The organism is Paenibacillus zeirhizosphaerae, assembly GCF_030705605.1.
GTDB classification, from domain to species: domain Bacteria; phylum Bacillota; class Bacilli; order Paenibacillales; family Paenibacillaceae; genus Paenibacillus; species Paenibacillus zeirhizosphaerae.
In genome coordinates, this window is record NZ_JAPCKK010000031.1 from 35,349 (window position 1) to 60,774 (window position 25,426).

Annotated in this window: 23 protein-coding genes and 1 riboswitch; of the genes, 7 read left to right on the plus strand and 16 right to left on the minus strand. The window is 50.1% G+C overall.

The genetic code is table 11. The annotated features are described in order from the left end of the window. The first annotated feature begins 79 nt into the window (after positions 1 to 79). Positions 80 to 226, plus strand: a riboswitch (FMN riboswitch). Positions 227 to 400: 174 nt separating this feature from the next. Beyond that, positions 401 to 1,351, plus strand: a complete 951-nt coding sequence (locus OIN60_RS19400) for a DMT family transporter (RefSeq protein ID WP_305756520.1) — start codon at positions 401 to 403, stop codon at positions 1,349 to 1,351. A 93-nt stretch (positions 1,352 to 1,444) separates the two neighbouring features. Here the strand turns inward: OIN60_RS19400 and OIN60_RS19405 are convergent, their stop codons facing one another. Further along, the gene (locus OIN60_RS19405) at positions 1,445 to 2,923 is read right to left on the minus strand and encodes a carboxylesterase/lipase family protein (RefSeq protein ID WP_305756521.1); all 1,479 of its coding nucleotides are present in this window, start codon (positions 2,921 to 2,923) and stop codon (positions 1,445 to 1,447) included. A gap of 162 nt (positions 2,924 to 3,085) precedes the next feature. Continuing rightward, a complete protein-coding gene (locus tag OIN60_RS19410; RefSeq protein ID WP_305756522.1) occupies positions 3,086 to 3,643 on the minus strand; it encodes a GbsR/MarR family transcriptional regulator in 558 nt (185 codons plus the stop codon). A 360-nt stretch (positions 3,644 to 4,003) separates the two neighbouring features. Here OIN60_RS19410 and OIN60_RS19415 point away from each other — a divergent pair, with 360 nt between their 5' ends. Both OIN60_RS19415 and OIN60_RS19420 read left to right on the plus strand, forming a co-directional pair. Continuing rightward, positions 4,004 to 5,224 carry a quaternary amine ABC transporter ATP-binding protein gene (locus OIN60_RS19415; protein WP_305756523.1) on the plus strand — a complete coding sequence of 407 codons (1,221 nt, stop codon included), beginning with the start codon at positions 4,004 to 4,006 and terminating at the stop codon, positions 5,222 to 5,224. Then, positions 5,199 to 7,769 carry a glycine betaine ABC transporter substrate-binding protein gene (locus OIN60_RS19420; RefSeq protein ID WP_305756524.1) on the plus strand — a complete coding sequence of 857 codons (2,571 nt, stop codon included), beginning with the start codon at positions 5,199 to 5,201 and terminating at the stop codon, positions 7,767 to 7,769. Before OIN60_RS19415 ends, OIN60_RS19420 begins: the two co-directional genes overlap by 26 nt. A gap of 68 nt (positions 7,770 to 7,837) precedes the next feature. Here OIN60_RS19420 and OIN60_RS19425 read toward each other — a convergent pair whose 3' ends face one another. The 3 genes from OIN60_RS19425 to ascB all read right to left on the minus strand — a co-directional run bounded on the left by OIN60_RS19425 (position 7,838) and on the right by ascB (position 11,907). Further along, positions 7,838 to 9,166 carry a prolyl oligopeptidase family serine peptidase gene (locus OIN60_RS19425; RefSeq protein ID WP_305756525.1) on the minus strand — a complete coding sequence of 443 codons (1,329 nt, stop codon included), beginning with the start codon at positions 9,164 to 9,166 and terminating at the stop codon, positions 7,838 to 7,840. Positions 9,167 to 9,320: 154 nt separating this feature from the next. After that, positions 9,321 to 10,151, minus strand: coding sequence for a BglG family transcription antiterminator LicT (licT, locus tag OIN60_RS19430; protein ID WP_305756526.1), 831 nt, complete (start codon positions 10,149 to 10,151; stop codon positions 9,321 to 9,323). 313 nt (positions 10,152 to 10,464) lie between these two features. Continuing rightward, complete coding sequence (gene ascB / locus OIN60_RS19435; protein WP_305756527.1) at positions 10,465 to 11,907, minus strand: 6-phospho-beta-glucosidase; 1,443 nt, start codon at positions 11,905 to 11,907, stop codon at positions 10,465 to 10,467. 348 nt (positions 11,908 to 12,255) lie between these two features. Between ascB and OIN60_RS19440 the strand changes: the two genes are divergently transcribed. From OIN60_RS19440 to OIN60_RS19450, 3 genes are all read left to right on the plus strand, one after another. Further along, positions 12,256 to 12,705, plus strand: a complete 450-nt coding sequence (locus OIN60_RS19440) for a DUF2628 domain-containing protein (RefSeq protein ID WP_305756528.1) — start codon at positions 12,256 to 12,258, stop codon at positions 12,703 to 12,705. A 372-nt stretch (positions 12,706 to 13,077) separates the two neighbouring features. Beyond that, complete coding sequence (locus tag OIN60_RS19445) at positions 13,078 to 13,344, plus strand: hypothetical protein (RefSeq protein WP_305756529.1); 267 nt, start codon at positions 13,078 to 13,080, stop codon at positions 13,342 to 13,344. Beyond that, positions 13,331 to 13,711 carry a type II toxin-antitoxin system VapC family toxin gene (locus OIN60_RS19450; protein WP_305756530.1) on the plus strand — a complete coding sequence of 127 codons (381 nt, stop codon included), beginning with the start codon at positions 13,331 to 13,333 and terminating at the stop codon, positions 13,709 to 13,711. Before OIN60_RS19445 ends, OIN60_RS19450 begins: the two co-directional genes overlap by 14 nt. A gap of 404 nt (positions 13,712 to 14,115) precedes the next feature. Here the strand turns inward: OIN60_RS19450 and OIN60_RS22685 are convergent, their stop codons facing one another. The 11 genes from OIN60_RS22685 to OIN60_RS19495 all read right to left on the minus strand — a co-directional run bounded on the left by OIN60_RS22685 (position 14,116) and on the right by OIN60_RS19495 (position 23,207). Beyond that, entirely contained in the window at positions 14,116 to 14,196 is an 81-nt protein-coding gene (locus OIN60_RS22685; RefSeq protein WP_370872568.1) for a putative holin-like toxin, read from the minus strand. 35 nt (positions 14,197 to 14,231) lie between these two features. Continuing rightward, on the minus strand, positions 14,232 to 14,537 hold the full coding sequence (locus OIN60_RS19455; protein ID WP_305756531.1) for an NIPSNAP family protein: 306 nt from the start codon (positions 14,535 to 14,537) through the stop codon (positions 14,232 to 14,234). Between the two features lie 226 nt (positions 14,538 to 14,763). Next, entirely contained in the window at positions 14,764 to 14,922 is a 159-nt protein-coding gene (locus OIN60_RS22690; RefSeq protein WP_370872569.1) for a transposase family protein, read from the minus strand. A gap of 338 nt (positions 14,923 to 15,260) precedes the next feature. Next, the gene (locus tag OIN60_RS19460) at positions 15,261 to 17,741 is read right to left on the minus strand and encodes a collagen-like triple helix repeat-containing protein (protein WP_305756532.1); all 2,481 of its coding nucleotides are present in this window, start codon (positions 17,739 to 17,741) and stop codon (positions 15,261 to 15,263) included. A gap of 326 nt (positions 17,742 to 18,067) precedes the next feature. After that, entirely contained in the window at positions 18,068 to 19,696 is a 1,629-nt protein-coding gene (groL, locus tag OIN60_RS19465) for a chaperonin GroEL (RefSeq protein ID WP_305756533.1), read from the minus strand. Between the two features lie 97 nt (positions 19,697 to 19,793). Beyond that, positions 19,794 to 20,075 (minus strand): co-chaperone GroES, encoded by a 282-nt coding sequence (gene groES, locus OIN60_RS19470; protein ID WP_305756534.1) that lies wholly within the window; start codon positions 20,073 to 20,075, stop codon positions 19,794 to 19,796. A 275-nt stretch (positions 20,076 to 20,350) separates the two neighbouring features. Further along, positions 20,351 to 21,103, minus strand: coding sequence for a twin-arginine translocase subunit TatC (gene tatC, locus OIN60_RS19475; RefSeq protein WP_305756535.1), 753 nt, complete (start codon positions 21,101 to 21,103; stop codon positions 20,351 to 20,353). Between the two features lie 67 nt (positions 21,104 to 21,170). Further along, complete coding sequence (locus OIN60_RS19480; protein WP_305756536.1) at positions 21,171 to 21,416, minus strand: twin-arginine translocase TatA/TatE family subunit; 246 nt, start codon at positions 21,414 to 21,416, stop codon at positions 21,171 to 21,173. Positions 21,417 to 21,477: 61 nt separating this feature from the next. Beyond that, complete coding sequence (locus OIN60_RS19485; protein ID WP_305756537.1) at positions 21,478 to 21,981, minus strand: MogA/MoaB family molybdenum cofactor biosynthesis protein; 504 nt, start codon at positions 21,979 to 21,981, stop codon at positions 21,478 to 21,480. 92 nt (positions 21,982 to 22,073) lie between these two features. Beyond that, positions 22,074 to 22,559, minus strand: a complete 486-nt coding sequence (moaC, locus tag OIN60_RS19490) for a cyclic pyranopterin monophosphate synthase MoaC (RefSeq protein ID WP_305756538.1) — start codon at positions 22,557 to 22,559, stop codon at positions 22,074 to 22,076. 12 nt (positions 22,560 to 22,571) lie between these two features. Next, positions 22,572 to 23,207, minus strand: coding sequence for a 5-formyltetrahydrofolate cyclo-ligase (locus tag OIN60_RS19495; protein ID WP_305756539.1), 636 nt, complete (start codon positions 23,205 to 23,207; stop codon positions 22,572 to 22,574). Positions 23,208 to 23,455: 248 nt separating this feature from the next. Between OIN60_RS19495 and OIN60_RS19500 the strand changes: the two genes are divergently transcribed. Next, positions 23,456 to 25,411, plus strand: coding sequence for an ABC-F family ATP-binding cassette domain-containing protein (locus OIN60_RS19500; RefSeq protein WP_305756540.1), 1,956 nt, complete (start codon positions 23,456 to 23,458; stop codon positions 25,409 to 25,411). The last annotated feature ends 15 nt before the right edge of the window (positions 25,412 to 25,426 follow it).

Genomic DNA, 25,426 nt, shown 5'->3' on the forward strand with positions numbered 1-25,426 from the left:
TTACATTTCGTTTATGTAATTTTCACTGGACGTGGCAAACAAGTAGCTGTAGAATATATATTATCTAAAAAAACGGAATAAGGATCTTCGGGGTAGGGTGAAATTCCCGACCGGCGGTATGGCTCCTGGAGCCGAGCCCGCGACTCTGCTGTCTTGAATCTAAGCAGCGGACTGATTTGGTGAGATGCCAAAGCCGACGGTACAGTCCGGATGGAAGAAGATCACATGATAAACCATGTTTAACGAGGTTGAAGGGACAGTCTGCGTCTTTTTTTGCGCAGCCATACCTTTGAATTTTCGTCACGCCCTGGTTTATTCGATCACCCCCGCCCCGTGTCTTCATACACGAACGGGGGCTTTTTGCCTCTACGGTCCTTTATCCACAAAGGAGCTAGCCATCATGAGTGATACTACTGTTCCATCCAGAGCTTTTTTGCGGGAGACACCTGTCAAAAGCGGCTTCTGGCTGGTCGTCATCGGTGCGGCTCTATGGGGCATTGACCCCCTGTTCCGCATCCTCCTGCTGGATGCTCTGACATCCACGCAGATCGTGCTGCTTGAGCACGTTATTCTGTTTATTTGCGCCGCACCGGTTCTATGGAAGCACCGCGAAGAGCTAAAACGAGTACGGCTGCGCCATGCCCTGGCTCTGCTGTTCATATCATGGGGCGGGTCCGCACTTGCCACAGTGCTGTTCACCATGGCCCTGTCCGACGGCAACCCGAATGCGGTACTCCTGCTGCAGAAGATGCAGCCGCTTTTTGCCATTATTATGGCCAGAATCATGCTGAAGGAGCTGCTTCCGCGTTACTTCGGCATTCTGCTGCTAGTCGCGCTGGTCGGCACGTATATGCTGACATTCGGCTGGTCGATGCCGTTCAGCCATGTCAACGAATTTATTCAAATTGGAAGTCTGCTCTCATTAGGTGCTGCCGCTTTATGGGGAGGTTCGACCGTGATGGGCAGATATTTGCTCGGCACGATGAAATATGAGACTGTAACCTCGCTGAGATTTATGCTGGCCCTGCCCTTGCTGCTGATTATGACTTCGATAGAGCATGCCCCCTGGCAGCTCCCGTCAAGTACATCGGCTGCAGGAGGCGTCATCCTGAATCTGGTGCTGCAGGCGCTGCTTCCCGGACTGCTCAGCATGGCGCTCTACTACAAGGGCCTAAGCTCAACTAAGGCCTCCTTTGCCACACTGGCCGAGCTCAGCTTCCCGATGATTGGCGTGTTGATTAACTGGGTTGCCTTTCGAGAATTAGTAACCCTTCCCCAACTCACCGGCTTTATATTGATTTGGGTTACGCTATTCCTCATTTCCAGACAGCCCAAAGATCTTTCCGCCTGATGGTTTGATCCATCTAAAGTATACAAAGCGACCGCATCCCGTCCTCGGGACACGGTCGTTATTTGTATTCACTATGGAAATTCGAATCGAAGTTCAATTCTTCACCGCAGTGATAAAGAGACGTCTTTTCTCCGCATCCGGATCCTGAACCACTGTGATCTCGCGGTCAAAAATGACAGTTGCCCGTTCCTTCGGTTCATATCCCGGCCACTGCAGCTCCGGAGTGGAGGGGTTCCCGCTGCGTGCAAAGGACACCCAGGCCTCCTGCATCATCCGGGCCAGACGCTCCATTTCCTCGGTTAGCTCGATATTCAAGTTCTCCATAAGCTGCAGATTGTGAAATACAAACGCAATTTCAGCGCCATGCACCGCCTGACCCAGGAACGGATGACCAGGCAGGCACCAGTCAAACCGGTACATCCAGACTGTCCCTTGACCGGCTTGGCCTGAAGCATATTGCACCGCCGAACGCCAGAAGTACAGGTCTGTCATTAACTGCGCCTGCCCTTCTATACTTACCGGGTATCGGCCGGAAAGCTCCGCCGCATTAGACAGCCCTGTCATCGCATGTATGGCTTGGGCAGCAGCCTCAGCACTGATCAAATGCTCAGGCCCTCTCACGAAATATGCGCCTTCGTCACGATTGGTACCGATCATCATAGCAACACCTTCAGCAGCCCCGTGTTCAATGGCTTTGAGCGGTTCCTCCGGAAGCCATTTGCCATCAACAACGGGTTGAAAGAGCATCGATACCCCGGCAGATCCGATTTTTTCATATAGTCTGTTCGCAGCCGCTGCAATATCCTCTGTTGAAAGTGTGAACAACCGGTCTCTGTCGGATGTATCAGCCCCAAGCTCATTCAGCAAAGCGGCCGCAATTCCTTCAGCGTGTGCCGGGCTAAGCGCCTGAGATGCCCCGCTCTGCAGCACGGCCTTGCGGAACAATCCCTTGGCAGCCGGCATAGCCAGCAACGCGGCAATACTCATGGCGCCCGCCGATTCACCAAATATCGTGACATTATCCGGATCGCCGCCGAATGCCCGAATATGATCCTGAACCCACCGCAGAGCCGCGATCTGATCCAGCAGCCCCGCATTGGAGGCCAGTTCTTCTCCAAAGGGCGAGAGATGCAGGAATCCGAATGGACCTAAACGATAGTTGATTGTGACGACCACCACACTGCCGTTTCTGGCAAGGGTCGCCCCATCATATAAGGACATGCTCCCAGAGCCTGTAACAAAGGCTCCACCATGGATCCATACCATTACGGGATACGAAGGAGCATCTGCGATCGGAGCCCATACGTTCAAATAAAGACAATCCTCCGATGGAGCAGGTTGTCCCGTACGCGATCCAAAGATGCCTTCGGCAGACCTCCCCGGTTGGGGACAGACGGGACCGAACTGCGAAGCATCCCTGATTCCTTCCCATGCTTGCGGGGGCTGGGGTGCACGGAAGCGGAGATTCCCTACCGGCGGCTGGGCATAAGGTATGCCTTTCCATGAAATCGTACCGTCCGCTGCTGTACCCTGAAGCTCACCGTTCTTCGTGCTGACCCGTATGCTCACCATCCGAATCTCCCCCTTGAAAATAAGCATGACGATGCTTCTTCCTTTTGCAGAAGATAGCCGCCATGCTTGATTTAGTTATTTGTATACTCTGCCTCTATTTTATGAGTACGGCACATATAACACAATCCTCCCGAGTTCATCAACGCAGAGGAGCATGCCAGATTATTCTTCTTCCTTCGGAACCAGCTCGTAAATCTTCTCATCCTCCATCGCATCAATGAGCCGGTCAAGCCATTTATAGTAGGATACAGCCTGCTTCATTTTGTCACGGTCACGTTGCAGTACCTCTGTCACAGCTTCACTGGCGACCTCATCCATCAGCAGCTTGTCTACTTCAGAGATTGCCTTCCGCAGCACCTGCAGGTTCGTTTCCACGGCTTTACGCCACTTGATGGCAAAGTAGTCGGTAAAGGTCTGATGCCAGTCAAATTCTACCTCATATAAGTCCTTGCGCGAGCCCTTGGTCCAAACCTTATTTACCATTTTCAAATCCAATAGCGTGCGCATACTCGTGCTCATGCTGGTCTTGCTCATTTCCATTTCCCGGCCCATATCATCCAGCGTCATCGGTTTATCGGCAAAAAAAAGCAGGCCGTACAAATGCCCCGTGGAAAGTGTTACTCCATATAAATCCATATTTTTACCGATCGCTTCTATTACTCTTTTTCTTATCTTTTGCAGGGATTCCTGCTGTTTTTCATCCAAATGGTCCAAGCTCATGCTTGCAACCTCCTGTTCATATGCTAGACGGGAGCCGCTTTTATTATGTGCAGTATCATCCGTTGTAAGTTTAAATCTTTGTCTATTTTAAAAAAACCTGAATCTGTTGTAAAGAAACGGGCTATGGAGCATCCTAAAGTATAATGGAGCAAAACACACCATTGGTTTGTACAGTTTTTTCTGTACGTTCATTATGAACAGAATTTTCATTTGATCGAACATCAAATGCTCTGTTACAATGGTTTACGTTGTCAGTCGGAGCCAGCCACTGACCGTGTACAATCCATTGACTTGAGTCAATCGCCATACAAGCACCGTGGGGTTAATGGAAAGCGAAAGATAGAGAAAGAGGTGGATTACATGACCATTTTGGAAGTAAAGAATGTGAGCAAGCTGTTTGGCCCCCGGGCAGAGCAGGGAGTCGCTCTCCTTGAGCAAGGCTGGACGAAGGAAAGACTTGCCAAGGAAAAACAAATTACTGTCGGTGTAAACCGTGCAAGCATGGAAATCCGGCAGGGAGAAATTTTTGTCATTATGGGCTTATCCGGCAGCGGTAAATCTACGCTGGTACGGATGCTGAACCGCCTGATCGAGCCGACCTCCGGGGAAATACTCGTTCATGGCAAGGATTTGCGCAAAATGAGCAAGGAACAGCTGCGCCAGGTACGCCGCAAAACCATCAGTATGGTTTTCCAAAAGTTCGCCTTGTTCCCGCACCGGACCGTGCTGGAGAACGTGGAATACGGGCTGGAAATTCAGAAGGTGGATAAGGAAGAACGTGAGGAGCAGGCCCGCCAAGCGCTGGAACTGGTCGGCTTGAAAACCTGGGCTGATAAAATGCCTGATGAGCTGAGCGGCGGCATGCAGCAGCGTGTCGGTCTGGCCCGGGCGCTTGCTAACGATCCTGAGGTACTGCTGATGGACGAAGCCTTCAGTGCGCTTGATCCCCTGATCCGCCGTGATATGCAGGATGAACTGTTGGAGCTGCAGGATAAGATGAAAAAGACGATTGTTTTTATAACCCATGATCTGGACGAAGCATTACGAATCGGCGACCGGATCGCGCTCATGAAGGACGGGGCCGTTGTACAGATCGGAACACCGGAAGAAATTATGATCCAGCCGGCCAACTCCTATGTGGAACGCTTCGTGGAGGATGTGGACCTGTCCAAGGTGCTGACAGCCGCCCATGTGATGCGCAGACCTGAAACGATCACCCTGGACCGTGGGCCGCGCGTTGCGCTGGAGCTCATGCGTGAACGTGGAATTTCAAATCTGTTCATTATAGACCGTTCCAAGAAGTTGCTGGGCGTTATTACGGCCGAGGACACATCGGCTGCCCTTAAAGATAACAAAAAGCTGGACGACATTTTGATTACGGATGGTCCGCAAGTGGCGCCCGAAACCGTCATGAATGATTTATTTGAAATTTCAAGCTCGGCCAAAGTGCCGCTGGCTGTTGTTGATAACAATGGCAGACTTCAAGGGGTTATCGTGCGTGGTGCAGTGCTTGGCGCACTTGCCGGAGAAGTATCCATCAGGGAGGTGAATGCCGATGCTGCCGAAAATACCACTCGCTGAATGGATTCAAGCTCTTGTCGATTGGATGAGTCTCCATCTTGGCGGATTGTTCAACATCATCTCAACCGTTATTCAAAGCGTGGTCGGGTTCTTTGCAGGCTTGTTCCTGATGCCCCATCCGCTGCTCTTTATCCTGATCATAGGAGTTATCGCCTATCTGATCGGAAGATTGCCGCTCACTCTGTTTACGGTAATCGGCTTTCTGCTGATCGATAACCTGGGCTACTGGACCCAGACGATGAACACACTGGGGCTTGTTATTACCTCCGCGTTAATTTCTATTTTACTGGGTGTGCCGCTCGGCATATGGTGTGCCTACAGCAGAACCGCTTCGCGCATCATCACCCCCCTGCTTGATTTCATGCAGACGATGCCTGCCTTTGTCTATTTGCTGCCGGCTGTAACCTTCTTCAGTCTGGGCGTAGTGCCTGGCGTTATCGCCTCAGTTATTTTCGCCATCCCACCTACGATCCGCATGACCAATCTGGGGATCCAGCAGGTATCCGGCGAGCTTGTCGAAGCGGCTGACGCGTTCGGCTCTACACCAAACCAGAAGCTGTTCAAGGTTCAGCTTCCGCTCGCTATGCCTACACTAATGGCCGGGATTAACCAGACGATCATGCTGTCCCTGTCCATGGTGGTCATCGCGTCCATGATTGGGGCACAAGGCATCGGTGCTGAAGTATACCGGGCTGTGACCCAATTGCAGATTGGTAAAGGCTTTGAAGCCGGTCTGGCTGTTGTGGTGCTGGCTATTGTGCTCGACCGTTTCACACAAAATCTGTTCAAGCCTGTAAGGCGTGCCAAGAGCCGGGTCAAAGGCAAGCAAAAGGCTTGGATTGCCGCTGCTGTCGCCGTGCTGATTCTTGCAGTCGGATTTACCCAATATATTGACTTGTCCAATTCCTCTGCTGACGACAGCAATACAGCCTCAGCCGTAGGCGAAGAGGTCGGTTATCAGATTATCGGAATTGATGCCGGTGCAGGTATTATGAAATCGACTGCTCAAGCGATCAAGGATTATGGCTTGACCGATTGGACACTTGTCGAAGGCTCAGGCGCCGCAATGACTGCTACTCTCGACAAAGCTGTCAAAAATCAGGAACCCATCATTATTACAGGCTGGACACCTCACTGGATGTTCAACAAATATGATCTCAAATATTTGGAGGATCCGCAGAAAACCTACGGCGAAGCCGAGGAGATTCACACCGTTGCCCGTAAGGGACTGCAGGCTGACCACCCAACCGCGTATGAATTCCTTGATCGGTTCAACTGGACCTCTGATGAAATGGGTGAAATGATGGTCGCCATTCAAAATGGCACAAGCCCCGAGCAAGCGGCTCAGGATTGGGCAGTCAAGCATACCGATAAGGTTGCCGAGTGGACGAAAGGTCTGCAGCCGGTGAACGGCGATACGCTCAAGCTGAGCTATGTTGCCTGGGACTCGGAGATTGCCAGCACGAACCTGCTCAAATATGTGCTTGAGCACGAATTGGGCTACAAGGTGGATGCGCTTCAGGTGGAAGCCGGACCGATGTGGACCGGCGTAGCAAGCGGTGATGTTGATGCTTCCCCTGCCGCCTGGCTGCCATTGACCCATGCGGATTACTGGGCCAAGTATAAGGATCAAATTGATGATCTGGGACCCAATATGACGGGGGTTAAAACCGGACTTGTGGTGCCTGCTTATATGAATATTAACTCCATTGAAGACCTGAAAGGCGCACAAGCTCAAGCTCCAGCGGCGAATGCCGTTGGTGACGAGGTGAACCATCAGATCATCGGCATTGATGCCGGTGCGGGCATTATGAAATCGACCGCGCAGGCGATCAAGGATTATGGGTTGGCCGACTGGACACTGGTTGAAGGCTCCGGGGCAGCGATGACCGCTACCCTCGACAAAGCTGTCAAAAACCAGCAGCCGGTTATCGTCACAGGCTGGACACCTCACTGGATGTTCAGTAAATACGATCTCAAATATTTGGAGGACCCAAAGAAAACCTACGGAGAAGCGGAAGAAATCCATACCATCGCCCGTAAAGGACTGCAAGCGGACCATCCAACCGCATATGAATTCCTCGACCGGTTCGCCTGGACCTCCGAGGACATGGGCGAAATGATGACAGCCATTCAAGAGGGCACAAGCCCTGAGCAGGCAGCGCAGGATTGGGCGGCCGACCATGCCGATAAGGTTCAGGAATGGACGAAGGATCTGCAGCCGGTGAACGGCGATACACTCAAACTGAGCTATGTTGCCTGGGATTCGGAGATCGCCAGCACGAACCTGCTCAAATATGTGCTTGAACACGAGCTGGGCTACAAAGCCGAAGCGCTCCAGGTGGAAGCCGGACCGATGTGGACCGGTGTGGCAAATGGTGATGTCGATGCTTCCCCTGCCGCCTGGCTGCCGTTGACTCATGCCGATTACTGGGCTGAGTATCAGGATCGAATTGATGATCTGGGACCCAATATGACGGGCGTGAAGACGGGGCTTGTAGTCCCTTCCTATATGAATATTAATTCAATTGAAGATTTGAAATAACTACATTTATGACCACAAGGAGCCAAAGAACAGAGCAAAACTCACCTCTGTTCTTTGGCTCCTTCATTTCAGTCCAATGACTTTGAGGCCAGCCATTGCATCAGCGTGATATTTTTTCCGTTGATTACCCTGGATACTTCGTTGTTATGCACATAAATCCAGGAGCTGTGGCCGGTGTATTCATACGGTGTTCCGTCACTTTTCTTATACAAGCCGGAAGTATCCGCTACCTTATCAAACAATGACAAATGAACATCCTGCGCTCCCGCATTCACTAAACGGTTGTATGTCGGAACCGTATGGTCATCGGGCGGGACCAAGGTATCGGTTTTCGCTGCAACAAACCAGATCGGCAGGTCCTTCATTCCGTTGATTTGCTCATCGGTAATGAGGCTGTCCTTCAAGGCTTCACATACAACCATGGCTGCGGCAAAATAGTCTTTATAGTCACGGATCATCAGCAAGGTCATATAACCGCCGTTGGAGTTACCACCAATGTAGATCCGATTCGTATCGATGTCTTTGTTTTGGGACACGTAATCCTTAATTAAGGACATCAGCGCTGTCTCATATTTCGAGGTTCCGTCTCCGAAGCCTGTAAAACCATCCATCCAAAAGGTCGGGGCCTGAGGTGCCAGCACATAGGCTCCGTCAAAATAGGATTGAATGTCCTCGGAGGCCAAATTAACTGCTTTATTGGCAGAGATCGGAATCGTAGGATCTGTACCTCCCTCCCCTCCGCCATGCAGCCAGATCACCAAAGGATTTTTCCCTTTGTCCTTGGCTGGCGTATAATCCGCGTAGGTAAAAGTAACCCCGTCATAAGAAGCTTTGCCGGTTGTAAATTCATCAACAAGCTCCCTTGCCTGCCCTGCGGAGGTGTCCACCTTCAAGCCGGAAATCGTACCCGAGTCTGTTGTAATATCTTTTTGTTGGGTGATCGTGTATTGGTTGTCATTCCATGCGTTAAATCCAGAGCCTTCATTATCATAATACATGGCCGAGCCCAGAGTTAAGTCAGGTCCTATCTCCATTTCCAGTACAACATATCTTCCAGTTTGTTTTACAGGCCTGCCGTTTTTGTCTGAAACATAGGCCTTGGTAACCTTACGCTCGCCTTCCTCAATAAATGTATTGGCGAGCCTATTATCACTTCTCTTCACATGCACCTTAAATGTATGCCGGGTTATCGCATCCTTGGGCACCGGTTTATCCAGATCGACAATCACTTTCGTAATGGTAGCCCCCCAATCCTCGACCTCCACCACCGTCCGGTATGAGGCATGACCTGTCTTGACCTCCTTAGCCCAAGCGCCTGAACTGAAAGCAAGGGTCATACCGACAGCAAGAGTACAAAGTAGAGTTGTTTTAGCAGTTTTTTTTAATCGTTTAAGCATGGTGTCTTACCTCCCTGGTTTCTTTTCGAAAGCGCTTATATTAATCTATACTGTTATGCCAACAGCCGGTTATGTATACCGATTCACTTGAGGGAGATACATACAAAAAAATGGCTTCAGCAGAATGCCGAAACCATTTCAACTTGCTAACTTGTTACCTGTTCACTACCCGTTCGATGTGGATCGTTAAGTAAAGCATCTCTTCATTCGTGAGCTCGTGCTCGTATTCCTTTTTGACGAATTTTTTGATTTTCTCCGTACAGCCCGCTGCCTCTATATGCTTCTCTTTAATCATCGTATATAAGGAATCATAGTTATTTTCATAATGGGTGCCTTTAAAGACACGCTGGGCAAAAAACTTCAAGTGTGTGATAAACCGGAAATAGCTTAAGGAATCCTCGTCAAATTCCGTTTTGAAATGATATTTCACAATCGTCATAATTTGCTGAATGAATTTGGTAATGTTCATGGTATTCACTACTTCTTCATTCATCTCGGCATTGATGATGTGAATCGCGATAAATCCAGCTTCGTCTTCGGGCAGCTCGATATTGAATTTCTGCTTTATTTGCTCCACTGCCTTCAGGCCAACCTGAAACTCCTCTTTATATAACTGCTTGATTTCCCACAGCAAAGCATTCTTGATTTCCAGGCCCTGCTGATGTCTTTCCATGGCAAAATTGATATGGTCGGTGAGAGAAACGTAAATATTTTCGTTCAGCTTTTTACCCAAAGTATTCTTGGTATAGTCTATAATTTCTTCAACAACGACGACCAGATCGATGGGAACCTCACGCAAAAGCATTTTGAAATTATCGGATGTCTGTTTGTTCTTCAAAGCAAAGACCTTTTCGATCTTGTCCTCCTCCACGTCATCCCCAGGCTTTTTCTTAAAGGCCAGTCCTCTTCCCATCACTACCAGCTCAGCGCCATCCGCCTGATTGACGCTTATCACATTGTTGTTAATGACCTTTGCTATCTTCACGATCTTTCGCCCCCGTCTTTATATCCCAGCATCGCTGATCCTAGGATCATACCCTGTTTTTTCTCTGTATAAGCATATAAAAAAAACCTAAGCAAAACAAAATCAATAAGACCCTTTGGATCTTAACATTTTGTAGCTTAGGTTTTGCCTGCACGAGCAGTAACAATCCTAATGCTATTCACTTAATTAAGTTAAGTATATAGCGGATTCAAGAGGCATGTCAACGCTTTCATTCAATACAAAATAAAAAAACAAAAACGAAAACCCTTATGCATTAAGGATCTTCGTTTTGAAACCATCTTAGTCGGCAGGCCTACTCATGGCCTAAATTTGCGCCGTTGGATTGAATCACATTTTTGTACCAATGAAAGCTCTTCTTCTTTCTTCTCTCCAGGCTTCCCTTGCCTTCGTTATCCCGGTCCACATAAATATAGCCGTAACGTTTCTTCATTTCCCCGGAAGAAGCGCTCACGATATCGATTGGCCCCCAGCTGGTATACCCGATAATCTCGACCCCATCCTTGATGGCTTCGCCCATTTCAGCAATATGCCGCTGGAGGTAATCTATTCTGTAATCATCGTTGATCTCCCCATCAGGTGAAACTTCATCCGAGGCTCCAAGCCCGTTCTCCACCACAAACAGCGGTTTCTGGTAGCGGTCGTGCAACTGGTTGGCTGTAATGCGGAAGCCTTTCGGATCGATCGTCCAGCCCCATTCGGACTTGGCCAGATAAGGATTAGCGACTGAACCGAAGACGTTGCCGCTGGTCATATTTTTGATGACTTCCGGATCGGTGCTCGTTGTCCGGCTGGAGTAGTAGCTGAATCCAATATAATCCACCGTATGATTTTTCAAAATGTCCGCATCTTCCGGCTCCATCACAATGTGCAGATTATGATCCTCGAAGAAACGTTTGGAATATCCTGGATATACTCCACGTGACTGAACGTCGATGAAGAAATAGGACTCACGATCCTTCTCCATTCCCTGGAAGACATCTTCCGGGTTGCAGGTATAAGGATAAAAGCTGCCCGCAGCGAGCATACAGCCGATCTTCCCGTCCGGAATGATCTCGTGGCATGCTTTCGTTGCCAGTGCGCTAGCAACCAACTGGTGGTGCGCTGCTTGGTACTGGATTTCCTTGATATTGTCCCCTTCCTTAAAGACGAGACCTGCACCCAGGAACGGAAGATGAAGCAGCATATTAATTTCATTAAAGGTCATCCAGTATTTCACTTTTTCTTTATAACGGTTAAACACAGTTTTGGCGTAGGTTTCAAACAGGTAGACAAGCTTGCGGTTTCTCCAGCTACCGTAGGTTTCGATCAAATGAACCGGCACATCAAAATGGGCCAGTGTCACAACTGGTTGAATGTTATGCTTGAGCATTTCATCAAACAGATCATCATAGAATTGCAAGCCAGCTTCATTCGCAGTCTCATCTTCTCCGCTCGGGAAAATACGAGCCCAGGAGATCGAGACACGCAAGGCCTTAAATCCCATTTCGGCAAATAAGGCCATATCCTCTTTATAGCGGTGATAGAAGTCGATCGCTTCGTGGGAAGGATAGAATTCTCCTTCCAGAGGAGTGAAAGCTGGGACATTCCCCTTCATAATCGATCTTCTGTGTTCACCTGTAGGCAGTAAATCAACGATGGTTAAGCCTTTGCCGCCTGCAAGATAGGCTCCTTCCGCCTGATTGGCGGCAATGGCTCCGCCCCATAGAAAATCACTAGGAAAGACGTTATTAGACATAGTTAAATCCCCTTTGCTGAGTATTTGCTAAGCATGGAGGGCTGAATAAATTTCTCAAATCCAATAAAAAAACCTGAGCCGAAATTGAATACACGTGTTGTGTAATCAAGTCGATTCAGGTTATGCCCTCTCGGTAACATTCCATGAAACCTATTCACTTACGGTAACTCTAACAACTATTTTAGGCAAAGTCAATAAGGAAGCGGATACACTGCCAGGAGACCTTGGTTATGTTTCCTTCTTCCGCAGCCAGCGATCCAAGCCATATAAAGTGTATAATATAAGTTGTATCAGGTTTTTATTATCAATTTATCCAACTGATGGTCGATATTATAAGGAGGTATTATATTGAACGAAACGGATCGGTACCTTACGGATGAAAATCTAAGAGTTTTCACCATGAAAAATTATTTTGTAGATTCCAGACACAGAAACGCAAAAACCCATTGGAACTGGGCCGCATTTTTCCTGACCCCTTTTTGGCTGTTTTACAGAAAAATGTACCTGTTAGGCTTCGTCTATTTAATATTTACAATGCTGGTTCAGGAGCTTATACCATCCAGTCTGGCTGTTTTTATTATTAACTGGACGGTTTCCATTTTCATCGGGTTATTCGGTAATACCATCTACATCAAGCATGCGGAAAAAAAGATAACCCGCATCTGCGAAACTCATGACGATGATTTTGCGCGCATCCAGGAATTTTATGAACAAGGTGGTACGACCCTTAGAGCAAGCATCCTTATTCCACTGGGAGTCGGTATGATCCATGCAGTTGTTGTCTATAGTTTTCTTTAAGCCTCGGAAAAGGGCTTATTTCCTGACCCATGATATTTTGCTTCACACGAATCAATGGTTGGCTAACAAGTAGAGCATTGAGCCATCCCAATTAAAGGAGAGATGAGACAGTAAGCACATCCACCCTAAGTTTTCAGCAGAGCTGAACAATTCTATGATCGCAAGAGGAACTTCCGTTAAACGCGGTCTGGCTTCTGTGAATGTACGTCGATAGACGTTTTTCTTATGTTGATTCTTTTCGTGTTACGTGAAAACAATGCGTATTCTGTGCGCTACGACGGTATCTGCGAATTCGATTGTAGGATATAATATTGAAGAGAGCATTTCCATGTCATTTTCGATTCGTACTTAACGTGAAGGAAGGTGAACACCGTGAATTTTGTCAGAAAAATCACTCATAGCGACACACTCAAGCATATCGTCGATCTTCCAGAAGACATGCGCAATCAGGATGTGGAATTAATTATTTTGCCTCTTCAAACTCCGTTTTTAGATCAATCACAGCTTTCTTATATTAGCGGTTCTTCACTTAGAGGGGCAGCCAGAGGGGCATTGAAACAATTTGCCAATTCAGACCTGCAGCAACATGAGAAAAATGCCTGGATAAAAGGTGTGCAGGAAAAACATGAACATCGTTGATGCAAACCTTATTCTCCGGTATTTGCTTCAAGATGCTGTTCAGTTTATTGATCAGGCTAATGAGAAGATGGAACGTTACTCCATTTTTATTCCCAATGAAGTGATTGCCGAAGTCGTGTACGTACTTGAAAAAGTATACAAGGTGGATCGACCCCAGATTTATGATTCATTGCGGAATTTGCTGGGATACAGCAACATCACCACACATGATCATTCTGTTCTGATTGAAGCGCTAAAAGTCTACAGCGAAATCAAAATTGATTTTGTGGATTCCCTGCTGTTTGCTTATTCAAAGATCGCCGGGCACACTGTGTTTACTTTTGATAAGAAGCTTAATCGGATGCTTGAAGAGTTGCACAAGGCTTGATGAAAAAGGCTCCCTCTCGGGAGCCTTTCATTATGGGGTATTACAGGTTTTTTAGGCCTTTTGTTACATCATGCCGCCCATGAGACAAAAGCGTTTTTATGTGTTTTTCGAGTCTTTTTCTGGCGATTTTATCCGATATCCTTCAGAAATTAGTCCAATAAATACTTGTGAGTATGGTATGTGCGTAGAGTTCGTGGGCGAAATGTGGGCAAGTTGTGGGCACTAACATTAACCCCAATAGCGGGTCGGCACCCACTTACGCTAGCAAGACTCCCCTCGGGGGAACCATTTTAAATGAGTTTACACAAAAATATTGACAGACCCTAATCCAGCGAGCGAAACCTCTAATCGACGGGATAGAGGCCATAGAATTTAAGCCTCTGGGGGGACAGGGGCTCCCACCATTATAGCAATTTGTCTCCATGTTTACTGTGTAAAAAGATGCTAAATGCAAGCATCAAGGATAATGCTTCATACACTATCATAGCCGGAGGGTTCCCCGAGGCTTGGGAAAGATATATTATTCGAGTACAGGTCGCATAAAGCTTCTCTCATAACTCAAAATACATTTAGTATCCTCTGCAAATTTATATGCTTCTTGACATTCTGCATCTAAAAGCATTTTTCCTCGATACTCTTCATATGCTGCTAGACTTGGGAATGTGAATAATGCATAAGCGATATTATTAGCACCCTCATGTGGAAGAAAATAGCCATGATGTGTACCGCCCAATTTATTAACTAATCTAATCCATATTTTACCGTATTCCTCGAATTCATTTACTTTATAAGGATCAATAACATATTTCAGGTAACATGTAACCATTTAAAGTCCTCCTCAACATTTTTTAGCAGTTTGTATAACATTACAATATTAAGTTATGGCTCAACCTAAAAATTAGCGATAGATTTTTGACCCGAACGGCTTGGACATTTTCAATGACGTAGCCGTCCGGGAGAGCTTCCTGATGCATTCGCTGTACGGTGCTGGAAGGTGCTTCTTGCATTCTTGCGCTATGAGCCGTCGTTGAACCCAATGCCCGATCTACGGTCTACTGATGAAAAAGCCTGCTATATCGTCGTTGTTTGGGGCTAAATTCATAGCTCCAAACAACGACGATGCGGCAATGGGAGCAAGCCAGCCGAAGAGAAGGAACATGCAAGAAGCAGTTTCTGCCAAAGACGCTCAGGTGCCGAACTTTACGCGTGATGTTTCAACCGTCACGCTTCACATTTTGCTTAGAGTTACAAATCGGGCAAGGCTGTTTGTCTTCCACAGGTAATGCCTCCAGATGGACCTCATGAGAATCCATGGAGACGATTTTGTGAAGTTGTAGCTCGGGTAATTCGATCAATTCGTTGATATACTGGAATGGCATCTGTCATATCCTTTTGTTGTTTGGTAGGACTTACAACAATACAGGATTTACAGATGTTTTTACATTTTTTCCATCATTTTTACACGCAACTGAATTTCCCCACCGCTAATTTTGGTTTTGAGCCAAATAAAGGTGGCAAAATTTTAATTATCTATGCGTAAGATAACTTGCTATGCTAAGTGTGTGATAACAAGATGTGCTGAAACAGGTCTTGTTCCTCCAGCGAGAGGAGTAATAGTAAGTGCAGTGGAATTGCCAGCAGGATTTCGAACAGTCAGTATGGAGTTAATGACAGTCGTTTGCACTAAGGCCATTTCCACGATCTGTGATGTTCCTGTTGCACGTCCAACTACAGTATAGGCGAGATCCGCACCATTGAGTGTCAGGATTAGTTGTCCAGGTTCGGTTACGCTAACCTGAGAAAGCACCTGATAAGTCCCTATTGCCGCTAAATTAAAAGAGCTAGGACCGATTCGGGTAATAGTAGTTCCACTGGTAGGGCCATCTTGCGGAAAACTTACGTCTGTACCCGGAGCAACAGTAGCTGCATTATCAGGGGGCATCAGGGCGAAGAAATCAGCAAAGCCCAATACCGTTCCGGCATCACCCGTTGCTCCGGTTGCGCCAGTAGCTCCTATTGCTCCCGCCGCTCCTGTCGCTCCGGTAACTCCGGCATCACCCGTTGCTCCTGTCACTCCTGTTGCGCCGGTAGCTCCTACTGCTCCCGCTGCTCCTGTCGCTCCAGTAACCCCGGCATCACCCGTTGCCCCGGTTGCGCCGGTAGCTCCTACTGCTCCCGCCGCTCCCGCCGCTCCTGTCGCTCCGGTAACCCCGGCATCACCTGGTGCTCCGGTTGCCCCGGTAGCTCCTACTGCTCCCGCCGCTCCTGTCGCTCCGGTAACTCCAGCATCACCCGTTGCCCCGGTTGCGCCGGTAGCTCCTACTGCTCCTGTCGCTCCGGTAACCCCGGCATCACCTGGTGCCCCGGTTGCGCCGGTAGCTCCTACTGCTCCCGCCGCTCCTGTCGCTCCGGTAACTCCAGCATCACCTGGTGCTCCGGTTGCCCCGGTAGCTCCTACTGCTCCTGCCTCTCCTGTCGCTCCAGTAACCCCGGCATCACCTGGTGCCCCGGTTGCGCCGGTAGCTCCTACTGCTCCTGCCTCTCCTGCCTCTCCTGTCGCTCCGGTAACTCCAGCATCACCCGTTGCTCCGGTTGCGCCGGTAGCTCCTACTGCTCCCGCCGCTCCTGTCGCTCCGGTAACTCCAGCACCACCCGTTGCCCCTGTCACTCCTGTGGCGCCGGTAGCTCCTACTGCTCCCGCCGCTCCTGTCGCTCCGGTAACTCCAGCACCACCCGTTGCTCCTGTTGCCCCGGTTGCTCCTACTGCTCCCGCCGCTCCTGTCGCTCCGGTAACTCCAGCACCACCCGTTGCCCCTGTCACTCCGGTTGCCCCGGTAGCTCCTACTGCTCCTGCCTCTCCTGTCGCTCCGGCATCACCTGTCGCTCCGGCATCACCTGTTGCCCCGGTTGCGCCGGTAGCTCCTACTGCTCCTACTGCTCCTGTCGCTCCGGTAACCCCGGCATCACCCGTTGCTCCTGTCACTCCTGTGGCGCCGGTAGCTCCTACTGCTCCCGCCGCTCCTGTCGCTCCGGTAACTCCAGCACCACCCGTTGCCCCTGTCACTCCGGTTGCCCCGGTAGCTCCTACTGCTCCTGCCTCTCCTGTCGCTCCGGCATCACCTGTTGCCCCGGTTGCGCCGGTAGCTCCTACTGCTCCTACTGCTCCTGTCGCTCCGGTAACCCCGGCATCACCCGTTGCTCCTGTCACTCCTGTGGCGCCGGTTGCTCCTACTGCTCCCGCCGCTCCTGTCGCTCCGGTAACTCCAGCATCACCCGTTGCTCCTGTCACTCCTGTCGCTCCAGTAACCCCGGCATCACCTGGTGCCCCGGTTGCGCCGGTAGCTCCTACTGCTCCTGCCTCTCCTGTCGCTCCGGTAACTCCAGCACCACCCGTTGCTCCTGTTGCCCCGGTTGCTCCTACTGCTCCTGCCGCTCCTGTCGCTCCGGTAACCCCGGCATCACCCGTTGCACCTGTCACTCCTGTTGCGCCGGTAGCTCCTACTGCTCCCGCCGCTCCTGTCGCTCCGGTAACCCCGGCATCACCCGTTGCACCTGTCACTCCGGTTACCCCTGTCACTCCTGTTGCGCCGGTAGCTCCTACTGCTCCTGCCGCTCCGGTAGCTCCGGTAACACCGGTACCACCCGTTGGGCCTGTAGGACCGGTTGGGCCCGTGCCACCGGACGGATAACCCTCATAGTCGGTGGCACCAGTAGGCCCGGTCGGACCTTGTAATGTAGTCGCAGACAAAGCCATTTCCAATTTGTTGGTGAGCACCCACTCCTTCTTGACCGTTTCCCGGAGGGTCTTCCTCACACTTTCATTAATATTGAGCAGATCGCTAATGGTTGCATTCGGTGAAGTCACGCCTGGGAGAGTACCCAGTACGTATTGCAGCTTCTCCCCCTCTGCATTCAAAATATGACTCAGACCCAGTTCCTCCATCGCTATTGATGAGATGATTAACGATATCGCTTCTTCTCTCGTCAATGTGATCGTTGGCGTTATGTTGGGCAAATTCGATTGGGACATATTTAATCTCTCCTTTCATTTCATTGAGTCTGATTAATATATGTCGCCATGGTTTCAGGGGTATGAGTCATATACCTCAATTTTCCTACAGGTTGTCTATCAGTAAATAACACCTGCAGCAAATGGGGTTAAATGAGAGTGATCCGAACAAAATTATTAATGGAACATCTGCCCTAAACGCCGGTGACGTTTGAGATAAATGGAATTCTTAATACTTAATGATCAATCAAAAATAAAATGCGGCTAGTTCTTTACGCTGTCATTGAAAAAGGCTCCCAAAAGGGAGCCTTTTAAATAGCGGTATTACAGGGTTTTCAAACCCTTTATCACATCATGCCGCCCATTCCGCCCATGCCACCCATATCAGGCATAGCCGCTTTTTCCGGTTCTGGCTTGTCAGCGATAACCGCTTCAGTAGTCAGGAACATAGCCGCAACGGAAGCAGCGTTTTGCAGAGCGGAACGAGTAACCTTAGCAGGGTCAACGATACCTGCTTCAATCATGTTTACCCATTCGCCATTAGCTGCATTGTAACCTACGCCTACTTTTTCGCGTTTCAGACGCTCTACGATGACAGAGCCTTCTTCACCTGCATTTGCAGCGATGGTGCGGACTGGGGATTCCAGTGCACGCAGTACGATGTTCACGCCTGTTTGCTCGTCGCCTTGCAGTTGAACAGCGGCAACAGCGTTGTATACGTTCAGCAGTGCTACACCGCCACCGGATACGATGCCTTCCTCAACCGCAGCGCGGGTTGCGTTCAGGGCGTCTTCGATGCGCAGCTTGCGTTCTTTCAGTTCCGTTTCCGTAGCCGCACCGACTTTAATTACTGCTACGCCACCGGACAGTTTAGCCAGACGCTCTTGCAGCTTCTCTTTGTCGAATTCGGAAGTGGTTTCTTCCAGTTGTGTGCGGATTTGGCTTACACGTGCGTCGATGTCAGCTTTGTTGCCAGCGCCGTCAACCACGATGGTGTTTTCTTTCGTTACGCGCACTTGACGTGCAGTACCCAGCATGTCAACTGAAGCGGATTTCAGGTCCAGACCGAGCTCTTCTGTGATCACTTGACCGCCTGTCAGAGCAGCGATGTCCTGCAGCATAGCTTTGCGGCGGTCACCGAAGCCAGGAGCTTTAACAGCAACAGCGTTGAATGTACCACGCAGTTTGTTCACTACGAGCATAGCCAGCGCTTCGCCTTCGATATCTTCAGCGATCAGAACGAGCGGTTTACCTTGCTGTACGATTTTCTCAAGCAACGGCAGGATTTCCTGCGTGTTCGTGATCTTTTTGTCCGTAATCAGGATATACGGGTTATCCAGCACAGCTTCCATTTTGTCTGTGTCTGTGATCATGTAAGGGGAAATGTAGCCGCGGTCGAATTGCATACCTTCAACCACTTCCAGCTCTGTAGCGAATCCTTTGGATTCTTCTACAGTAATAACGCCGTCTTTGCCCACTTTTTCCATAGCTTCAGCGATCAGTTCGCCCACTTCTTCGTCAGCAGCGGAGATTGCGGCAACCTGAGCGATGGATTGTTTGCCTTCGATCGGTTTGGAAATAGACGCCAATTCAGCTACAGCCGCTTTAACCGCTTGGTCGATACCTTTGCGGATGCCGATTGGGCTTGCGCCTGCAGTTACGTTTTTCAAGCCTTCTGTGATCAAAGCCTGAGCCAGAACTGTAGCTGTAGTTGTTCCGTCACCAGCCACGTCGTTTGTCTTAGTAGCTACTTCTTTAACGAGCTGGGCACCCATGTTCTCGAAAGCATCTTCCAGTTCGATTTCCTTAGCGATGGTTACACCGTCATTTGTGATGAGCGGGCTTCCGAATTTTTTCTCAAGCACAACGTTACGACCTTTAGGTCCGAGTGTTACTTTAACAGCGTTAGCCAATGCATCTACACCGCGCAGCATCGAGCGACGAGCGTCTTCACTGAATTTAATGTCTTTAGCCATTATGGTAAAACCTCCCTGTGGATTATGGAATATTCAATGCGGGTTTCACAAAAATCCCGTTATGCTATAGTTCAGGTCTTACGGGACCAGTTCCCGATTAACCGATGATGGCGTGGATATCGCTTTCTTTCATAATCAAATACTCTTTACCTTCGTATTTGATTTCTGTTCCGGCGTATTTGGAGAAAATCACGCGGTCGCCTTCCTTCACTTCCAGAGGAATACGGGCACCGTCTTTCAATGCTCCTGCCCCAACCGCAATTACTTTGCCTTCTTGCGGCTTCTCTTTAGCGGAGTCCGGAAGAACGATACCGAAAGAGGTTGTTGTCTCCTGCTCGATCGCTTCCACCAATACGCGTTCACCCAAAGGTCTGATCATGAAAAATAGCCTCCTTATTCAAATGTGTATTCGGATATACGGTTGTTCTCATATGTATTAGCACTCAACTCACTGTAGTGCTAACAACCAACTTCATGATACTCAACTTGGCAATTAATTTCAAGTCCCCACGACAATTTTTTCTCGGTCCTCAACAAAAAAAGATGTCCCCGGCATGCCCGGAAAATCTGCCGATGGGACATCCCCCTTCCCATTGTATCCTGCTCCACCTCAAATATGCCAGTTTCATGCAGCGCAGCCCACCTGAAAGTTGTTCAGTCCTTACTTGGATCGCTGCGCTGAAGCTGTCTCCGGTACACAACAGCCGATATATATACACTGCACTCGTAAAGCAGCAGAAGAGGAATGGTGACGAGCAGGTCAGATATAAAATCCGGCGGTGTGATGACCACAGCTATAAATACAAGCAGGAAATAAGCAGGCTTTCGCCATTTGCGCATCCTCCCGGGAGTGAGCAAACCAACACGGGTAAGGAACATGACCATCACCGGCATTTCGAACAATGCCGATACCGGCAGCACGATGTTGAATACAAAGCTGAAGTACTGGGCAGCACCGTAGGTTTCAAGAAGACCCATGCTCCGGTTTACAGAGGCCGTAAAGTAAAGGGCCATCGGCACGACGACAAAATAAGCAAATACGACCCCAGCGACAAAAAGTAAAAACACGTAGGGTACACAACGCAGCGCGGCTGAACGCTCAATCGGCTTTAGGCCGGGACTGACGAACTTCCAGATTTGATACAGCATAAAAGGAAGGGAGGCGGCCAGCGCCAATATAAACGAAATTTTCATATAGATGCCAATGCCATCCCACAGTGAGAGCGCATGAAGCTCGATGCTGACTCTCCGCTGCCCCGTCGACAATATCCAGCGATAGACAGGCTCTGCCGCCGACAGACCCGCAATGAGCGCCAGAGCAAATACAAGCAGGACCCGAAGGAGGCGGCTTCGCAGCTCGTTCAGATGGCCTGCTATCGTCATTTCCTGTTCTTGCGGCTCCGGCATGCATCCCACCACCCCACTCGCGAATTAACAAGAAAAGCCCTTCCCGAAGAAAGGGCCATAAAGCCTATTATGGCTGATCCGTCGTCCGGCCTTCCCCGGTGCGGACGGCGCCGTTCGAGCTACGAACCGTGGAAGAAGGATTCCCGGCCGCAGATTCATCCTCGGACATCAAATCCCGCGCTCCGTTCTTGAATTCGCGAAACGTGCGTCCTACAGCCCGCCCCAGCTCAGGGAGCTTACTTGGGCCGAACAAAAGCAACGCCAGCACGGCAAGCAGAATCATTCCGGATGCCCCTATACCTCCGAACCCCATACGGCATTCCTCCCTAGTTGCTTGAATACAGCGGAATCCGACCAGACTTCATGCTGTTACTCTATCGGCCCTTTTCAGCTCCGCTGCTAAACTGTCCTGTGACCATGAGCAGGGCTTCCGGCAGTTGGTCCATGATGGCAGCCAGGTTCTCATGCACGCCCTTCGGTGTTCCCGGCAGGTTCACGATCAGCGTCCGTCCGCGAATGCCCACAGTGCCCCGAAACAGCATGGCAGCCCGGTTTTTCTGCATGACCGTCATCCGCATCGCTTCAGCCATGCCGGGCACTTCCCTTTCAATCACCCGGCGGGTCGCTTCCGGCGTAACATCCCTGATCGCAAGCTCCGTCCCGCCTGTCGTCAATACCAGATCCGCATGAAAATAGTCCGTCATTTCTATTAAAGCGGCAATGATTTCATCAGATTCATCGGGAACGATTCGGTATTCGATGATTTCGCCACCCAACTCTTCTTCCACCAGTTCCCGGATGACCTGTGCGCTCGTATCTTCACGTTCTCCGCGGGCCCCTTTATCGCTGGCCGTCAGAATCGCTGTTCTCCACACCATAAGATCACCCTTCTCTTATCTTCATCCTCTAAATTATGGCCAAGCCATAACCCAAGACCTGTTTAGATATCAAGCCTGCTAGTTGCTACCGGTTATATCGCGGTGCCGCCACGCCTGAAGTCGCCGTTCTTCCCACCGGTCTTGGACTTCAACAGGGTCGGTCCAATCACCATATCCTTCTGCAGCGCCTTGCACATATCGTAGATGGTCAATGCGGCTGCCGAAGCGGCGGTCAGCGCCTCCATTTCTACCCCTGTTTTCCCTTCAGTCTTTACCTCTGCTTCAATAAAAAGCTTATCATCCCCATTATCCGAAAATGTGATATTTACCCCGGTTAAAGCAAGCGGATGACACATCGGAATCCAATCGGATGTCCTCTTTGCCCCCTGGATTCCGGCTATCTGCGCGACTGCCAGCACATCGCCCTTGCCGACGGAGCCGCCCTTGATCGCCGCTAGCGTTGCCGGAGCCATAGTGACTTGTGAAACGGCGACAGCCGTGCGGACACTCGACGCCTTATCCGAAATGTCAACCATTCGGGCCCTGCCCTGCTCATTAAAATGTGTAAAAGCGTCCATACAGATAAACACCTACCCTTTTCCCGCGCTAATGGCGCCCTCTGCGGTGATCAGCCTGTCCACTCTTAAATCTCCGGGCTCCATCGGAATATGGCTTATAATCTGCCCCGGCAGTGCAAGCGAAACGAAAGATGGACCAGCCTCTCCCATCCGGGAGCATTCCTGGAGAAGTGTCCTGGTAAAACGATCGTAAAAACCGCCTCCATAACCGATACGCCCTCCCGCCAAATCAAAAGCAAGCCCGGGCACGACTACCCAGTCCAACTGCGACCACTGCCTGACAGGCCACAGCGGGCAAGCTTCGACAGGCTCAGGTATCCCCCAACTGCCGGAAGAAAGCTCATCCACACTCTTGATGCTCCGTAGCTCAAATGTGCGGGATACCTTGTCCACCTTTGGAGCAAGTACACGGTCTCCCCGCGACCAACAGTGCCTGACCAGCGGAGTGGTGTCCAGCTCGCTGCCGAAGGACAGGTAGGTAAACAACGTAAGCTGTTTCCACCCGCTGACCGCTCGCAACTCTTCCCACAGCTTAATGGCATGCCCGCACGCAGCCGCTGATGCCCGCAGCCGCTCAGCAGCACTCATTTCGTTCCGCAGACTCCGCATTTCAGCCCGCAGTCTTGCCTTGATCGTACGAACGTCCATTCTTCTCATCCTTTCGGACGAAACATTTCCAAATTGCGCACGGACCGATGCATTGCACGCATTCCGAATCAGCCGCGCTTTTTCAACATACTTGTTTTAGTTTATCATTGATTATGAAAAATGACCACAATCCCGGAGCCTCAAGCTTTAATCTGCTGTCCACGGACACGAATTTACGGTAAACTTAAGGGGGTCTGCCTGTTACCCTAGTTAGGGTGCAGGCCAAATCGTAATGGAGGATATAGGCTATGCTACTGCAAGTAACAGGAATTGTTAAAGCTTATGAGGTGGATCCCGTTCTCGACGGGGTGAACCTGCAGGTGCTGGAGCGTGAGCGAATCGGGCTCGTCGGAGTAAACGGCGCAGGCAAATCCACCTTGCTCAAGATTATCGCCGGAGAACTGTCCTACGACAGTGGGCAAATATATAAATCCAAAGAAACTACGCTAGGTTATCTGGCCCAAAACAGCGGCCTGAACTCGGAGCGTTCGATATGGGATGAAATGCTGCAGGTATTCCAGCCATTGCTGGAAACGGAAGCGGAGCTGCGGCGGATGGAGCAGCAAATCGCAGATCCGGCATCCATGACCAACGAAAAGGCTTATGATGACCTGCTTGAACGTTACGCCAGACGCTCAGACTGGTTCAAGGATCAAGGCGGATATGAAATGGAAACCCGCATCCGCAGCGTGCTGCACGGAATGGGCTTCAGCTCATTCGATCCACAAACCCCGGTATCCTCATTAAGCGGGGGGCAGAAAACGAGGCTGGCTCTGGCGCGCATTTTGCTGCTGGCCCCTGATCTGCTGATGCTGGACGAACCGACCAACTATCTGGACATCGAAACGCTGACCTGGCTCGAGGATTACCTGCGTGCTTATCCCGGCGCACTGCTCGTTGTATCCCATGACCGTTATTTTCTCGACAGGCTGGTGACCACCATTGTCGAAATCGAGCGCCACCGTTCGACAAAATATACAGGGAATTACTCCAGATACATTGAATTAAAAGCCGCTGAATACGAAGCACAGATGAAGCAGTATGAAAAGCAACAGGACGAGATTGCCCGCATGGAAGCATTCGTGCAACGCAACATCGTGCGTGCCTCAACAACCAAGCGTGCCCAAAGCCGCCGCAAAGCGCTTGATCGCATGGAGCGAATGGATAAACCGGTGGGAGAGCTGAAAAAAGCTCATTTTGCGTTTGAGCCTGCCTTTATGTCCGGCAAGGAAGTGCTGGATGTGGACAGCTTGTCCGTCACCTTTGATCCCGGTAAAACGCTGTTTCGGAATGTGACTTTCAGCTTGCGCCGCGGCGAAACAGCCGCGCTGATCGGGCCTAACGGAATCGGCAAATCCACGCTCTTGAAATGTCTCACCGGTTCGCTTCAGCCGTCTTTAGGCACGATCCGATGGGGGACCAAGGTGAAGATCGGATACTACGATCAGGAGCATACGAGCCTGAATCCTGCCAATACAGTGATGGAAGAGCTATGGAGCGAATATCCGCATTTGGAGGAGGTCCGCATCCGGACTGTACTCGGCAGCTTCTTGTTTAGCGGGGATGATGTGCTCAAAAAAATATCCGCTCTGAGCGGCGGGGAAAAGGCACGTGTATCTCTGGCTAAGCTTATGCTCCGTGAAGCAAATGTGCTGATTCTCGACGAACCGACCAACCATCTGGACCTGTTCAGCAGGGAAGTGCTGGAAGCCGCCTTAGTGGATTATGAAGGCACACTGCTCTTCATTTCGCATGACCGCTATTTTCTCAACAAGATGGCAGAACGCGTCATCGAGCTTCACTCTGAGGGTGCCGAGCATTTCCTAGGAAATTATGACGACTACATCGCTAAAAAGGACGAGCTCGCCGAAATCGCTCAGGAGCAGGCACAACAAGAAGGAACGCGGTCAGCAAGCTCCACTGAACGCATGGTCCAGCAGGAGTTGGAGAAGAGCGGCGCTGCCGCCTATGCCGCCGGTAAACAGGCTTCCCGCGAGGAACGCAGCCGTAAACGGAAGCTGGAGACACTTGAACAACGGATTACCGAATTAGAGGAGGCCATCGGCTCGCTGGAGGAACAAATGACCCTTCCGGAGGTTTACCAGGATTATACGGCTCTCCAGGAAATTCAGACTCAGCTTGATCAGCACAAACAAGAGCTTGCTGAGGTCTATGCCTCTTGGGAGGAACTCATGGAGGAGTAGAACCGTAAGTTCGAC